At 44.7% G+C, this 13,481-nt stretch carries 13 protein-coding genes; 3 read left to right on the top strand and 10 right to left on the bottom strand.

Translation table 11 applies throughout. The features are described 5' to 3' along the window. Window positions 1-22 precede the first annotated feature (22 nt). From glnA to IGI69_RS03200, 6 genes are all read right to left on the bottom strand, one after another. Entirely contained in the window at window positions 23-1,363 is a 1,341-nt protein-coding gene (gene glnA / locus IGI69_RS03225) for a type I glutamate--ammonia ligase (RefSeq protein ID WP_005225167.1), read from the bottom strand. Window positions 1,364-1,422: 59 nt separating this feature from the next. After that, window positions 1,423-1,803 carry a MerR family transcriptional regulator gene (locus IGI69_RS03220; protein ID WP_005225166.1) on the bottom strand — a complete coding sequence of 127 codons (381 nt, stop codon included), beginning with the start codon at window positions 1,801-1,803 and terminating at the stop codon, window positions 1,423-1,425. A 291-nt stretch (window positions 1,804-2,094) separates the two neighbouring features. Then, entirely contained in the window at window positions 2,095-3,339 is a 1,245-nt protein-coding gene (gene hflX / locus IGI69_RS03215) for a GTPase HflX (RefSeq protein ID WP_005225165.1), read from the bottom strand. Then, on the bottom strand, window positions 3,336-4,253 hold the full coding sequence (miaA, locus tag IGI69_RS03210) for a tRNA (adenosine(37)-N6)-dimethylallyltransferase MiaA (RefSeq protein ID WP_010747466.1): 918 nt from the start codon (window positions 4,251-4,253) through the stop codon (window positions 3,336-3,338). Before miaA ends, hflX begins: the two co-directional genes overlap by 4 nt. Then, window positions 4,250-4,999, bottom strand: coding sequence for a glycerophosphodiester phosphodiesterase (locus IGI69_RS03205; protein WP_010747465.1), 750 nt, complete (start codon window positions 4,997-4,999; stop codon window positions 4,250-4,252). The genes miaA and IGI69_RS03205 overlap by 4 nt, the downstream gene beginning before the upstream one ends. Before the next feature lie 223 nt (window positions 5,000-5,222). Continuing rightward, a complete protein-coding gene (locus tag IGI69_RS03200; RefSeq protein WP_005231097.1) occupies window positions 5,223-5,741 on the bottom strand; it encodes a hypothetical protein in 519 nt (172 codons plus the stop codon). Window positions 5,742-5,916: 175 nt separating this feature from the next. On the opposite strand from IGI69_RS03200, the gene clpP reads away from it, so the two are divergent. Beyond that, on the top strand, window positions 5,917-6,507 hold the full coding sequence (gene clpP / locus IGI69_RS03195; RefSeq protein ID WP_005225161.1) for an ATP-dependent Clp endopeptidase proteolytic subunit ClpP: 591 nt from the start codon (window positions 5,917-5,919) through the stop codon (window positions 6,505-6,507). A gap of 61 nt (window positions 6,508-6,568) precedes the next feature. Here clpP and IGI69_RS03190 read toward each other — a convergent pair whose 3' ends face one another. From IGI69_RS03190 to IGI69_RS03180, 3 genes are all read right to left on the bottom strand, one after another. After that, window positions 6,569-7,162 (bottom strand): gamma carbonic anhydrase family protein, encoded by a 594-nt coding sequence (locus tag IGI69_RS03190; RefSeq protein WP_230209426.1) that lies wholly within the window; start codon window positions 7,160-7,162, stop codon window positions 6,569-6,571. 62 nt (window positions 7,163-7,224) lie between these two features. Beyond that, window positions 7,225-8,982 carry an ABC transporter ATP-binding protein gene (locus IGI69_RS03185; RefSeq protein ID WP_010747463.1) on the bottom strand — a complete coding sequence of 586 codons (1,758 nt, stop codon included), beginning with the start codon at window positions 8,980-8,982 and terminating at the stop codon, window positions 7,225-7,227. Beyond that, entirely contained in the window at window positions 8,979-10,712 is a 1,734-nt protein-coding gene (locus tag IGI69_RS03180) for an ABC transporter ATP-binding protein (RefSeq protein WP_010747462.1), read from the bottom strand. Before IGI69_RS03180 ends, IGI69_RS03185 begins: the two co-directional genes overlap by 4 nt. Before the next feature lie 401 nt (window positions 10,713-11,113). On the opposite strand from IGI69_RS03180, the gene IGI69_RS03175 reads away from it, so the two are divergent. Then, window positions 11,114-11,326: a DNA-directed RNA polymerase subunit epsilon gene (locus IGI69_RS03175; RefSeq protein WP_005225157.1), complete on the top strand. Its 213-nt coding sequence runs from the start codon at window positions 11,114-11,116 to the stop codon at window positions 11,324-11,326. A 1-nt stretch (window position 11,327) separates the two neighbouring features. Then, entirely contained in the window at window positions 11,328-13,007 is a 1,680-nt protein-coding gene (gene rnjA / locus IGI69_RS03170; protein ID WP_005225156.1) for a ribonuclease J1, read from the top strand. A gap of 144 nt (window positions 13,008-13,151) precedes the next feature. On the opposite strand, the gene IGI69_RS03165 is transcribed toward rnjA, so the two are convergent. Beyond that, the gene (locus IGI69_RS03165; RefSeq protein ID WP_005225155.1) at window positions 13,152-13,352 is read right to left on the bottom strand and encodes a cold-shock protein; all 201 of its coding nucleotides are present in this window, start codon (window positions 13,350-13,352) and stop codon (window positions 13,152-13,154) included. Window positions 13,353-13,481 lie beyond the last annotated feature (129 nt).

Genomic DNA, 13,481 nt, shown 5'->3' with positions numbered 1-13,481 from the left:
TCTAGCGGCTTTTTTTGCGATTTTAATAGAGTTCCAAGTATTGTTCTCTTTCCCACTCGGAGACTGTTTGGCGGAAGGCTGCCCATTCTAATCGTTTTGCTTCGACAAAGTTGGCATAGATGTGTTTGCCTAAGGCATCGATCATCACTTGGTCTTTACGCAATGCTTTGATGGCATTGTGGATCGTTGATGGCAGATCTTCGATTTGTGCTTCTGCCCGTTCTGTTTCGTTCATGATGTAGATGTTGCGGTCGACAGCTGGTGGTGGTGTCAACTCACGTCTAACGCCATCAAGTCCTGCTTGTAATAAAACAGCCATTGCTAAGTATGGGTTAGCAGATGGGTCAACTGAACGCAATTCCAAACGCGTTGACAAGCCTCTTGATTCTGGCACCCGAATCAATGGTGAACGGTTGCGTCCTGACCATGCCACGTATACAGGCGCTTCGTAACCTGGCACTAAGCGTTTGTAAGAGTTGACGGTTGGGTTGCAGACAGCCGTGTAAGCACGGGCGTGTTCGATCAAACCGCCTAAGAAGTGATACGCTGTTTGGCTTAATTGCATTGGTCCTTCTTCATCAAAGAAGACATTTTCATCACCTTTGAACAAGGACATGTTGCAGTGCATGCCTGAACCGTTGATACCGAATAATGGTTTTGGCATAAAGGTCGCATGCAAGCCGTGTTTACGAGCAATGGTTTTCACGACAAGCTTGAAGGTTTGGATGTTGTCACATGCTTCCACTGCATCCGCATATTTAAAGTCGATCTCGTGTTGCCCTGGTGCCACCTCATGGTGAGACGCTTCAACTTCAAAGCCAAGGCTTTCTAATTCTAATACGATATCGCGACGGCAGTTTTCCCCTAGATCGGTTGGGGCAAAATCGAAGTAGCCGCCTTTGTCGTTTAATTCAGTTGTGATTTCGCCTGCTTCATCTAATTTGAATAGGAAAAATTCTGGTTCTGGTCCAAGATTGAAAGAAGTAAAACCAAGGGATTGCATGTCTGCTAATGCCCGTTTTAAGTTGCCGCGAGGGTCGCCTGCAAATGGGGTGCCATCTGGATTGTAGATATCACAGATCAAACGAGCCACTTTGCCATGTTCACTTTCCCAAGGGAAGATCATCCAGGTCGACAAATCAGGATACAGATACATGTCACTTTCTTCAATACGGACAAATCCTTCAATAGAAGAACCGTCAAACATCATTTTGTTTTCCAGTACTTTATCTAATTGACTTACAGGTACTTCAACGTTCTTGTTCGTTCCTAAAATATCAGTAAACATCAAGCGTAAAAAGCGCACGTTCTCATCCTTTACGATTTGTTTGATGTCTTCGGCAGTTCTTTCAAATTTTGGCATAGTATCCCTTCCTTTTTCCCAATTCTTTTTTTATATCACAGCAATGATCTACAAGTGCTCTACATTCGTGGACCTTTTTGCTGGTATGGCTGTTGTTGATTCAATCCACCTTGAGCCAAGAGTTCATCATAAAAAATTCGACGTACATCTTCATCGGTCAGCGGCGGTTTGTTCTTCGCTTCTTTTTCTTTGGCAACTTTCATTTCATAAACTCGTTTGATTCCCGCCATGTTCAGTCCATCGGAAAGATAGTCTTTGATCTCAAGCAAGGTATCAATATCATTCAGCGAGTACATTCGTCGATTGCCATCGCTGCGTTCCGGGTGGATCAATTCTTGTTCTTCGTAATAACGAATTTGACGGGCGGTGAGATCGGTCAATTTCATGACTGTTCCGATAGGAAAGACTGACATTGAGCGCCGCAATTCTTTTTCCCGCATAACTTGGCTCCCCTCCGTTTCAATGATGCTGCGTAACTTTATGGAAACTATACCAATTCTTTTTTTGCGTGTCAACCCCTCATGTTAGAAAAAGTGACATGAATGCATTTTTTTTTGATTTTTCCACTGAGTCCTTGATTTGATCGCATGTTCAAGCAGTCCTTTTTCTGGAAGAAATGGTGCCTTAGCCAAAAATGTTCGGGTTTTGCACTTGAAGGAAGTCAAACCACTTATACTTCCATAATTTTGTCACCACAAAAAAAACGGTGCATCAGCTGCACCGTTTTCTGTTTATTCCTGTTCTTGCGCCATTCTGCGTAGTGGATAGGTATCTTCCAGCGCAAATCCTTTGATATGATAGGTCTGTGTTGCTTCATCGAAGGCATTGCTCAACACTAGCGACTCCCGTTTTAAACGATTCAGCGCATTGCCTTCATCGGCTTGCAACACCAGATGATAAGGCTGCATGATCTGCATCAATTCCATTTTGATCGCCTGAGTCAAGCGCTCTTTGCCTTTGGTACTCTTTGCTGAGATCAAGACATTGGGAAATAGTGTTGGGACAAACTGATCGGCGTCGATGCGATCCGCCTTATTGTAGACCGTCAACATCGGTAATTGGGTCAAAGAAAGTTCCTCCATTAATTTTAAGACCGTCTCCTCTTGCTGGACCCGTTCTTCGGAACTGGCATCGACGACATGCAGCAAGAAGTCCATGTTTTGACTTTCCTCCAGTGTGGAATGAAACGCATCGATCAATTGGGTCGGCAATTCTTGGATAAAACCAACCGTATCGGTAATGGTGACTTCGAATCCTTCTGGCATCCGCCAGCGTTTCGTCAAAGGATCGAGTGTCGCAAACAACTGGTCTTGCTCATACGTATCCGCACTGGTCAAAATGTTTAAAATAGTTGATTTTCCAGCATTGGTATAACCAATCAAGCCCATTTGAAAGACTTGGCTGTCTTTGCGCTTTTGGCGTGTTCGGTCTCGATGGGCTGCCACTTCCTTCAATTCCCGTTTGATGATGGTGATGCGGTTGCGGATGTGTCGACGATCGGTCTCCAGCTTGGTTTCCCCTGGCCCTCTCGTTCCGATTCCGCCCCCTAGCCGAGACATGTTCTTTCCTTGCCCTATCAAGCGTGGAAGCAAATAATCCAGCTGCGCCAATTCTACTTGCAGCTTTCCTTCTTTGGAACGGGCACGCATCGCAAAAATATCAAGGATCAGCTGAACGCGATCAATCACTGGCACTTCTAGCGCATCACCGATCAACTGGCTTTGCCTTGGTGTCAGTTCATGATTGAAGATCACTAGATCTGCTTCATGTGCTTCTGCCAACTGCTGCAATTCCGCAACTTTCCCCTTGCCGATCACGGTTTGTCGATCGACTTGCTGCCGTTTTTGCACCAGTGAAAAAACAACTTCACCATTGGCGGTTTTTGTTAAGCTTTTCAATTCTTTCATTGACGAATCAAAATGAAGATAGTTTTTCTCCGTTTCAACTCCGACAAGAATCACACGTTCTTGGCTCATCTTTTCTCCTCCAACCATTGGTCGATTTCTGTTTCAAGGGTACGTTGTTCTTCAGGTTGCCTCACTAAATCAATCCATCGGGGCTGTGCTCGGTTATTGAACCACGTCAGCTGCCGCTTGGCGTAGCGGCGTGAGTTTTGCTTGATTTGCTCAACGGTCTCCTCCAATGTGGCCTGCCCTTGAAAATAGGGCAAAAATTCCTTGTAGCCGATCCCTTTGGCGGCTTGCGTTTCTGGATACTGCAAAACAGCTTTTGCTTCTTCGATCAAGCCTTGATCCATCATCAAGTCCACCCGCTGATTGATTCGCTGGTATAACACTTCTCGCTCAGTGGTTAACCCGATCATGAAGAAATCGTACAAAGCTTGTGGTGTCTCTTTTGGTGCAGCGATACTTTCGCCAGTCGTTTCAAAAACCTCCAACGCACGAATCACTTTCCGCTCATTGTTGTAGTGGATCTTCGCTGCTGCCAAGGGATCGACCGCCTGCAGTTTTTGCCATAAAGCTTCTTTGCCGATGGCTGCTGCTTCTTGTTCGTAACGCTGACGAATCGTTGGGTCGCCTTCTTCTGCCCCTAAACGAAAGTCATACAGCAGCGCTTGGATGTATAACCCTGTTCCCCCTACAACGATCGGCAGCTTTCCTTGCTGCTGGATCGTCTCGATGGCTTCACGCCCCATTTGCTGGAAATCAGCGGCAGAGTATGCTTCCGTCATCCCCCGAATATCGATCAAATGATGAGGAATCCCTGCCATTTCTTCCTTCGTCACTTTGGCGGTACCGATATCTAACTGACGGTAAATTTGCATGGAATCCCCGCTGATGATCTCCCCTTGGTATTTTTGGGCTAACTGGATACTCAAGGCGGTTTTGCCAACTGCGGTCGGTCCCACAATTACTAAGACTTTTTTCATCCTTTTGTTTCCTCGCGGACCTGCTGCACAATTGCCCGAGCTTTTTCTGGAAAATCGGTGATGATCCCCGTCAACCCCAGAGCCAAGCAGGTGCGAATCGCCGCTTCTTCGTTGACAGTCCACGGACGGATCGCGATCGGAAAATCAGTTAAGACCGTTGCTGTCTCTTGAACCCAGCGATAGGCAGGATGAATTCCTTCGATATACGGTCGGCTGAGCGCCAACGGTGGTTTGTCTTCCCCGCGTCCCATAATAAAATCAAGGGTCGCATCCGGTTCGATCGCATGCATCCGATCCAAGGTCTCGATATTGAAGGAACAATACCAATGAGTAAAGGGCCATTCTTGACTATTCATTAAGTCGGATACTTTGGCTTCGATTCCTTCATACTCATAATGATCGGTTTTTAATTCGATCGTCAAAATGCCACGATAATTCTTCGCTGCAAGTAAATCCAACACTTCTTTTAGCGTGGGGACTTTGGCGGCTTGGAATTCCTCAGAAAACCAGCTGCCAGCATTGAGGTCTTTTAGTTCAGCAACCGTCAGGTCACAGATCCGACCTTTGCCGTTGGTCGTTCGATCAACCGTTTCATCATGCATGACGATCAAGCCGCCATCTTTTGATAGATGTACATCTAACTCAATGATATCAGCTTTGACCCGCACCGCTTCCGCAAATGCTGGTAGCGTGTTTTCAGGTCGGTTGCCGCTACTCCCGCGGTGGGCAACTATTTGTACCATCATTCTTTCACTCCATTCTCACTCTTTATTTTACCATGGAATCTACTAGAACCAAAAAGCCTCTGTTTGTTTCGATCCTCTTAATGAATAATAACGCTTTGTTTCGGTCAAAGAAAAACACCCTTACTATGATCGCAGTAAGGGTGTGTGTGATCAGTTAAAAAAGCGCAACCGTCCATACTCTGGTTTGGTTGCCTTAACCAAGGAAAACGGCTGACCAGTAGAATCAAATCGTTTTTGAAAAATAGGTCAACGGTTCGCTCGTCATGTTTTTCATTTGGGTTTTACGCTCATTGACCATTTCGACTAATTGATCAAGGAAATTTTCCATAATGATCCGACCGCCTTTATAGGTATACCCACCGATTTTAACAGTTTCCTCTGGGGATAAAATCACCCGACGTGTCCCGATTTTTTTGAAAAATTCTTCCAAGAAAAAATTCGGTAGATAAAAACTGTTTTGCGCCGCAAAAGATTGTAGATAGGCAAAATCATCGATGGTGATATAACAGTCGTCAAAGGCATCAAAGCTGACATACTCATCCATCAGCATGACCCGTTTTTGTAGAATCTCACTGATTTTTTGATTCAATAAAACCAACGTTTCGATTTCTTTGACTTTATGCTCCAACAAACGGCGTTGTTTTTCTTTTTGCTCCTCATACCGAATGCGTAAATTAAAAATGATGGTTACTAACAATGCGCCCACTAAGACGCCGATCAAACCTGCTATTGCTACTGCCATTCTTCGATCCTTCCTCATTCCTTTTTTCATATTGTATCATATTTGAAAGTTTCGCAAAAAAGATAACGAACTTTTTATTTGACCTTTCTTGACCTAATCGGTATACTATCTCTTAGATATTGCGAAAACTTTATGCTAAACTATATCTATAACGATTTTTAGGAGGACTATCACTATGAATTTAATTCCTACAGTCATTGAACAATCATCTCGCGGTGAAAGAGCGTATGACATCTATTCTCGTCTATTAAAAGACCGGATCATTATGTTGAGTGGTCAAGTAACCGATGACTTAGCAAACTCGATCATTGCTCAGCTTTTATTCTTGGACGCGCAAGATTCTGAAAAAGACATCTACTTGTACATCAACTCGCCTGGCGGAAGCGTTACTGCTGGTCTAGCGATCTTTGATACCATGAACTTTATCAAAGCCGATGTTCAAACCATCGTTATGGGGATGGCTGCTTCTATGGGTTCATTCTTATTGACCGCTGGTGAAAAAGGCAAACGCTTTGCGTTACCAAATGCAGAGATCATGATCCACCAACCATTAGGTGGCGCCCAAGGTCAAGCAACTGAGATCGAAATTGCTGCCCGCCACATTTTGGCAACCCGCGAACGTCTGAACAAAATCTTGTCAGAACGTACCGGTCAACCAATCGAAGTGATTGAACGCGACACCGATCGTGACAACTTCATGACCGCACAAGAAGCCAAAGATTACGGCTTGATCGACGAGATCATGGAATCAAACAAATTGAAATAAGCTTGCATAAAAAAGGTGTACGAAGCAATTCGTACACCTTTTTGCGTCTTTTGGTTCGGCGTCAGACTTCACCATATTCGCACTGTTGGTAAGCATACCCATTTTCCACGTAATGCGTGATGTTTGCCTGATTTTTGGCGATTTCTTCCTCTGTCAACGGGCGGATCACTCGTGCAGGACGACCAAACGCCAACACATTGGGCGGAATGACGGTTCCTTCCGTTACTAACGAACCAGCACCTAACAAACTATTTTCACCGATCACTGCATGATTCAAAACAATCGAGCTCATGCCGATCAGCGCCCCTTTTTTGATGGTACAGCCATGAAGCATACACTGATGCCCAACAGTCACATCGTCTTCCACGATCGTCGGGGCATCGTGATCAACGTGAATGATCGTTCCATCTTGAATATTGGTACGCGCGCCGATTTCGATGCGATTGGCATCGCCTCGAATCACTGCTTGAAACCAGACCGTACTCTCTTTTCCTAGAGTCACGTTTCCTACGATCGTCGCATTTTTTGCCACAAAACAAGGTGTTCCTTGCAACGAGGCTGGCGAAACTGTTTTGTGGGTTTCATTCCCTGATTGTTCTTTGTCCATCAACTTCTCCTTCCAATCCATAAACGGATCTGCGCTTTCTTTTTTCACTATAGCACCACCCTTGCGACAATGCAAAAAGAGCGCCAGTCAGACTGGACGCTCTTTTGGGTTTACTCGGCTTCTTCTGAAAATTGACTTTGGTACAGTTGGCTATAAAAGCCGCCAGCTGCCAACAAGGTCTCGTGATTGCCTTTTTCAATGATCGACCCTTGATCCATCACTAAGATCAGATCTGCTTCACGAATCGTTGACAAACGATGGGCGATCACAAAGCTGGTACGACCTTCCATCACTTTATCCATTGCTTTTTGAATCAGCGCTTCTAAGCGGGTATCCACCGAACTGGTGGCTTCATCGAGAATCAAAATCTTCGGATCAGAGATGACTGCCCGAGCGATGGTCAACAATTGTTTTTGCCCCAAGGAGACATTGTCCCCTTCAGAATTGATGATCATTTCGTAGCCGTCTGGCATCGTGCGAATGAAGTGATCGACGTTGGCGGTTTTCGCAGCATCAACGACTTCATAATCGGTGGCATCTAATTTCCCAAAGCGAATGTTGTCGCCGATCGTGCCTTCGTACAACCATGCATCTTGTAAGACCATCCCAAACAGTGACCGAACATCATGACGTTCCATTTTCTTTGTGTCGATGCCGTCGATCTTGATCGCCCCTTCATTGACATCATAAAAACGCATCAACAAATTGATCAAGGTGGTTTTCCCAGCACCTGTTGGTCCCACGATCGCCACGGTTTGTCCAGCTTTGACTTCAAAGTTCAAGTCTTTGATCAACGGTTTTTTCGGATCATAGGCAAAGCCGACATGTTCAAAGGTCACGTCGCCTCTGATTTTTTCTGGCAATTGGATATCCGTTTGATTAACTGGCTCTTCTTCCTCATCTAGGATTTCAAAGACCCGTTTTGCTGCTGCTGAGGCACTTTGCAAGACGGAAGACAGCTGGGTAATATTCCCCATTGGCTGACTGACTTGCCAAATGTATTGAATGAATGCTTGCAGCTGACCAACAACGATTACGCCGCTGATCACATAAAAGCTCCCCATGACTGCCATTGCGATATAGGTAAAGTAAGCGGTCATTTGCACCAGCGGCATCATCAATCCTGACACAAAGGCAGAACGAAAGCCGTAATAGCGCAACTGGTGGTTAACGTTTTTAAACCCTTCAAGTGTTTGCTTTTCCCGTCCATACACTTTCAACACACTGAATCCAGTCATGTTTTCTTGTACGTAGCCGTTCAGATCCCCTAACGCATTTTGCATGCCTTGGAAGTCTTTTTGCGACTTTTTGACGATCGTGCGAGAAATCAATAAGGAGGCTGGGATCATGATCAATGAAACCAACGCCATGTAGGTATTAATGTAAAACATCATGGAAACCGCCATAACGATTCCTAAGAAGGCATTGACGATCCCGATCAAGGCTTGCTGCATTGCACCGCTGACGGCATCCACGTCATTGGTCACCCGTGACAAGATATTCCCTTGTTGGTTGCGGTCGAAGTAAGAAACGGGCAAACGATTGATTTTTTCTTCAATATCTTGCCGCAAATCTCGCATCGCAGATTGGACAACGTTGGTGATCAGCAACCCTGACATCAATTGTGAGAAACAGTAACCGACACCGACGACTGCGATCCAGATCAAGCAAAGGATCACGTAATCAAAATTAACGCCTTCGCCAGCGGCGATGTTGCGGCTGATCTCTGTCGTCGGTAATCCAGAAACATACGGCATTGCCGCATTGAAGCCGACGGTTGCAACAGTAAACAACAAGACTAGGATAAATTGTACTTTGTACGGTTTGATGTAAGCACCTAACCGTTTTAAAGAAGAGATTGCTTTCATTGTGCCAACTCCTCCTCTGATAATTGTGACGCCGCAATGTCGTAGTATACTGGACAAGTTTGCAGCAGTTCTTTGTGGGTGCCGATGCCAACCACATCGCCTTCGTTCAAGACGACGATCTTATCGGCATTCATGATCGTTCCTACTCGTTGAGCAACGATCAAAACGGTCGATTCTGTGGTTTCTTTTTTCAAGCGTGCCCGCAATTTTGCATCCGTTTGGTAATCCAATGCAGAAAAACTATCATCAAAAATATAGATCTCTGGTTGGCGGATCACCGCACGGGCAATCGCTAGGCGTTGTTTTTGTCCGCCAGAGAAGTTGGTTCCGCCTTCTGCCAAGTGAGCATCAAAGCCATCTGGTGTGCGAGAAATGAAATCTGCCGCTTGCGCAATCTCGGCTGCTCGTTCCAGCTCTGCTTGCGTGGCATCTTCTTTGCCATAGCGTAGGTTTTCTGCGATCGTCCCTGTAAATAGCAACGCTTTTTGAGGGATAAACCCGATCTTGTTGCGCAACGTCGTTAAGCTGTAATCCCGAACGTCAACACCATCCACCAAGACTTGGCCTTCACTGACGTCGTAAAAACGTGGGATCAATTGGATCAAGGTTGATTTTCCACTTCCAGTACTACCGATAAACGCCACGGTTTCCCCTGGTGAAGCGGTAAAGCTAACATTACGGATCACTGGACTTTGAGCATGTCCTGGATAAGCAAAGGTAACATTTTTGAATTCCAAGAAGCCTTTCGTCTTAGTTTCTGTCACTGGCTGTTCTGGCTCTTTGATTTCAGAAGTCGCATCTAACGCTTCTTGGATTCGACGAGCAGAAACGGCCGCTCGTGGATACATCGTAAAGACAGTCGCAAACAGCATGAAAGAAAACAGCGCATGGAAGATGTATTCGATAAATGCAATCAAGTCACCGACCTGCAGTTGCCCTTGATCGATTTGAATACTTCCCGTCCAAATAATCAAGATCATCACGATATTGAACAAGAAGAAAAAGCCCGGTTGTGCCGTTGCCATCAAGCGAAACAAGCTGCGAGAACTAGAAGCATAGGCTTGGTTGACTTTGCCAAAGCGTTTTTCTTCAAATTTTTCATTGACGAAGGCACGGATCACTCGTAAACCAGAGAGATTTTCCCGCAAGATGCCATTGATTTTATCTAGATTGGCTTGTTGTTTGGTGGATAATGGTTCCGAGATTTTGGCAATGGCGATGACGGCCATCAGCAATATCGGCAATGCCCCCAAAACATACAACCCTAGTTGTGTACTTGTCCGCATGACCATGTACAAGCTGACCACAAACATCATGGGTGTCATCAAACCTGTCCGTAAGATGCTTTGCATAAACAGCATGATTTGATACGCATCATTGGTCACACGGGTGATCAATGATGAAACCCCGATTTTTTCATATTCGGTATGTGAATAGCCTTGGACTTTTTCAAAAAGATCGTCACGAATATCTGCCACAATGTTAGTGGTGATACGTGACGTGAAATAGCCTAACAAAATGTTCATCGTGATCCCCACAATGGTGATCGCGATCATCGCCGCACCCATTTTCCATATGTAGTCGCGATCACCAGCGGCGATCCCTTTGTCGATCATTCTTGCCAATAACGTCGGCAAACCTAATTCAATCAAAATAAAACCAAAAACACAGATGAAATTAAAAACCAGCAGTTTCTTGTTTCTCATCGTGTAGTGCCACATTAATTTCAAAAAATCCCCTCCTTTTTTACTTCATTACTTCTACTATAGCATAGGAATATTCTTATTGTAATGCACTTTCAACGAAAAAAAGCAAACTTCAGCGATAGTCCTTTCATTTTCTTTCAGTAAGCCTTTTCAAAATGACGTGTTTCTATACTTATTCGTTTTTCTGTGATAAAATAGGGATACTTGTAGTGGAACGACTTACAAACCCGGTGAATTTTTTATGACGACATTTGGAAAGCAAAGACGAGGCTTTCTCTTTTTTCTCACAACGATTGTCTGAAAAAAGCATGCAGCGGCTCTCGAAGCCTTCTTTTCAGGTCACTTTATTCGGACCTCGATTTTGTGATGCAGCGAATTCATCAACCAAATAGACTACTGCGAAAAGCAGATAAAGGAGAAAAGATATGATTTACAAAATTTATTACCAAGAAACAAAAGACCGCAACCCAAAGAGAGAACAAACCCACTCTTTGTACATTGAAGCAGACGATGCAGTGATCGCACGCCGTCTGGTTGAACAAAATACCCCATACAACATCGAGTTCGTTCAAGAACTAGATGAAAAACATTTAGCTTACGAAAAAGAAAACGCTGATTTCAAATTAGCGGAGTTTTAAGATGAAAGTTTCGCTGAAAAATAATGAGACTGGCGTATTCGGCGTCGGTGGACTTGGCGAAATCGGAAAAAACTGTTATGGGGTTCAATTCCAAGATGAGATCATCTTAATTGACGCGGGAATCAAATTCCCCGAAGATGAACTGCTTGGGATCGACTATGTCATTTCCGATTATAGCTACATCGTTCAAAATTTACCGAAAGTCAAAGGCTTGATCGTCACTCATGGTCACGAAGACCATATTGGCGGAATCCCTTACTTGTTGCGGGAAGCCAATATCCCGATCTATGCGGGACCCTTGGCACTTGCTTTGATCACCAACAAATTAGATGAGCATGGCTTATTGCGGGATGCGGAATTACACGAAATCAATGAAGATACGGTGATTCGTTTCCGTAAAACATCCATCAGCTTCTTTAGAACGACTCACAGTATCCCTGATGCTTTAGGTGTCGTTGTCAAAACGCCTTCTGGCAATATCGTCGCAACTGGCGATTTCAAGTTTGACTTTACGCCTGTGGGCGAACCAGCAAACTTGCACAAAATGGCAAAAATTGGTGAAGAAGGCGTCCTTTGCCTCCTTTCCGATAGTACCAATGCAGAAATTCCGACCTTTACCAAATCAGAAAAAACGATTGGCAGCTCGATCCAAAAGATTTTTGAAAAAATCGATGGTCGGATCATTTTCGCCAGCTTTGCCTCCAACATTTTCCGTCTCCAACAAGCTGCAGATGCGGCGGTTGCGACTGGACGTAAAATCGCCGTTTTTGGACGCAGTATGGAAAATGCAATCGTCAACGGACAGCGCCTTGGCTATATCAAGGTGCCAGATGGAACCTTTGTGGAATCTCATGAGATCAATCGTTTGCCTGCAAACGAAACCATGATCCTTTGTACGGGTTCTCAAGGAGAGCCAATGGCTGCTTTAAGTCGGATTGCCAACGGGACTCACCGTCAAATCCAAATTCACCCAGATGATACCGTGATTTTCTCAAGCTCACCAATCCCAGGAAATACCACGAGTGTCAATCAGCTGATCAACTTGTTGTTGGAAGCTGGCGCAAACGTGATCCATGGCAAATTGAACAACATCCATACTTCTGGTCACGGTGGCCAAGAAGAACAAAAACTGATGTTACGTCTAATGAAGCCAAAATTCTTTATGCCTGTCCACGGGGAATTTCGGATGCTGAACATCCACACCCAGCTGGCACAAGATGTCGGTGTACCAAAAGAAAATTGTTTCATTATGGAAAATGGTGACATGTTGGCCTTAACAGCGGATACCGCTCGCTTGGCTGGTCATTTCAATGCCAATGATGTTTATGTCGACGGCAGCGGTATCGGTGATATCGGAAATGTCGTCCTACGAGATCGTCGCATTCTTTCAGAGGAAGGCCTCGTCTTAGCTGTCGCGACAGTCGATGTGGCGAAGAAAGAAGTCCTTGCTGGACCAGATATCCTTTCTCGTGGGTTTGTTTATATGCGGGAATCTGGCGAGATGATCAACGAAGCACAGCAGATCCTCTTCCGTGCATTGCGGGAAGTCTTGAACCAACCAGACCCAACAGAACACAAATTAAGAGAAGCGATGTCTTCGGCGTTACAGCCATTCCTATTTGAAAAAACCGAGCGTCATCCAATGATCCTTTCGATGATCATGACGCCGGACGATTTATAGTCTCACATGCGAGGGTAGTTCTCAGGTTACTGAGAACTACCCTTTTTCCTTTCCGTTATAAAAAGCAAAAAAAAGACCATCGAATCGATGGTCTTTTGGGGTTTTTGATTTCAAAGTGCTCTTACTGGCAGTTTGTTTGAAAGCTTACGCTTTGTTTACGTTAACTGCTTGAGGTCCACGATCAGAATCTTCCACGTCGAAAGTTACTGCTTGACCTTCTTCTAAAGTTTTGAATCCTTCACCTTGGATCGCTGAAAAGTGTACAAATACGTCTGTACCGTCTTCGCGAGAGATAAAACCAAACCCTTTTTCAGCATTGAACCATTTTACTGTACCTTGTTCCATTAAAAAAAACCTCCTCGTGCATAAGCACTTAATTGTGTGTAACATTGCCTTTGTGCGATAGAGGCCTAACGTGCGTTTCAACATCTATTCAGCAAACAAAATTACAATAATATTTTACACTTGCCCGTA

This window comes from Enterococcus sp. DIV1083b, assembly GCF_051713705.1.
GTDB classification, from domain to species: Bacteria; Bacillota; Bacilli; order Lactobacillales; family Enterococcaceae; genus Enterococcus_D; species Enterococcus_D casseliflavus.
The sequence above is the reverse complement of the archived record's forward strand: the minus strand, read 5'-3'. Positions and strand labels throughout refer to the sequence as shown.

Excerpts from the sequence above, each read along its gene's own strand:
- IGI69_RS03185 (WP_010747463.1), bottom strand. The coding sequence starts at position 8,982 with ATGAAAGCAATCTCTTCTTTAAAACGGTTAGGTGCTTACATCAAACCG.
- hflX (WP_005225165.1), bottom strand. The coding sequence starts at position 3,339 with ATGAGCCAAGAACGTGTGATTCTTGTCGGAGTTGAAACGGAGAAAAAC.
- clpP (WP_005225161.1), top strand. The coding sequence starts at position 5,917 with ATGAATTTAATTCCTACAGTCATTGAACAATCATCTCGCGGTGAAAGA.
- IGI69_RS03175 (WP_005225157.1), top strand. The coding sequence starts at position 11,114 with ATGATTTACAAAATTTATTACCAAGAAACAAAAGACCGCAACCCAAAG.
- rnjA (WP_005225156.1), top strand. The coding sequence starts at position 11,328 with ATGAAAGTTTCGCTGAAAAATAATGAGACTGGCGTATTCGGCGTCGGT.
- IGI69_RS03220 (WP_005225166.1), bottom strand. The coding sequence starts at position 1,803 with ATGCGGGAAAAAGAATTGCGGCGCTCAATGTCAGTCTTTCCTATCGGA.
- IGI69_RS03205 (WP_010747465.1), bottom strand. The coding sequence starts at position 4,999 with ATGATGGTACAAATAGTTGCCCACCGCGGGAGTAGCGGCAACCGACCT.
- IGI69_RS03200 (WP_005231097.1), bottom strand. The coding sequence starts at position 5,741 with ATGGCAGTAGCAATAGCAGGTTTGATCGGCGTCTTAGTGGGCGCATTG.
- glnA (WP_005225167.1), bottom strand. The coding sequence starts at position 1,363 with ATGCCAAAATTTGAAAGAACTGCCGAAGACATCAAACAAATCGTAAAG.
- IGI69_RS03165 (WP_005225155.1), bottom strand. The coding sequence starts at position 13,352 with ATGGAACAAGGTACAGTAAAATGGTTCAATGCTGAAAAAGGGTTTGGT.
- miaA (WP_010747466.1), bottom strand. The coding sequence starts at position 4,253 with ATGAAAAAAGTCTTAGTAATTGTGGGACCGACCGCAGTTGGCAAAACC.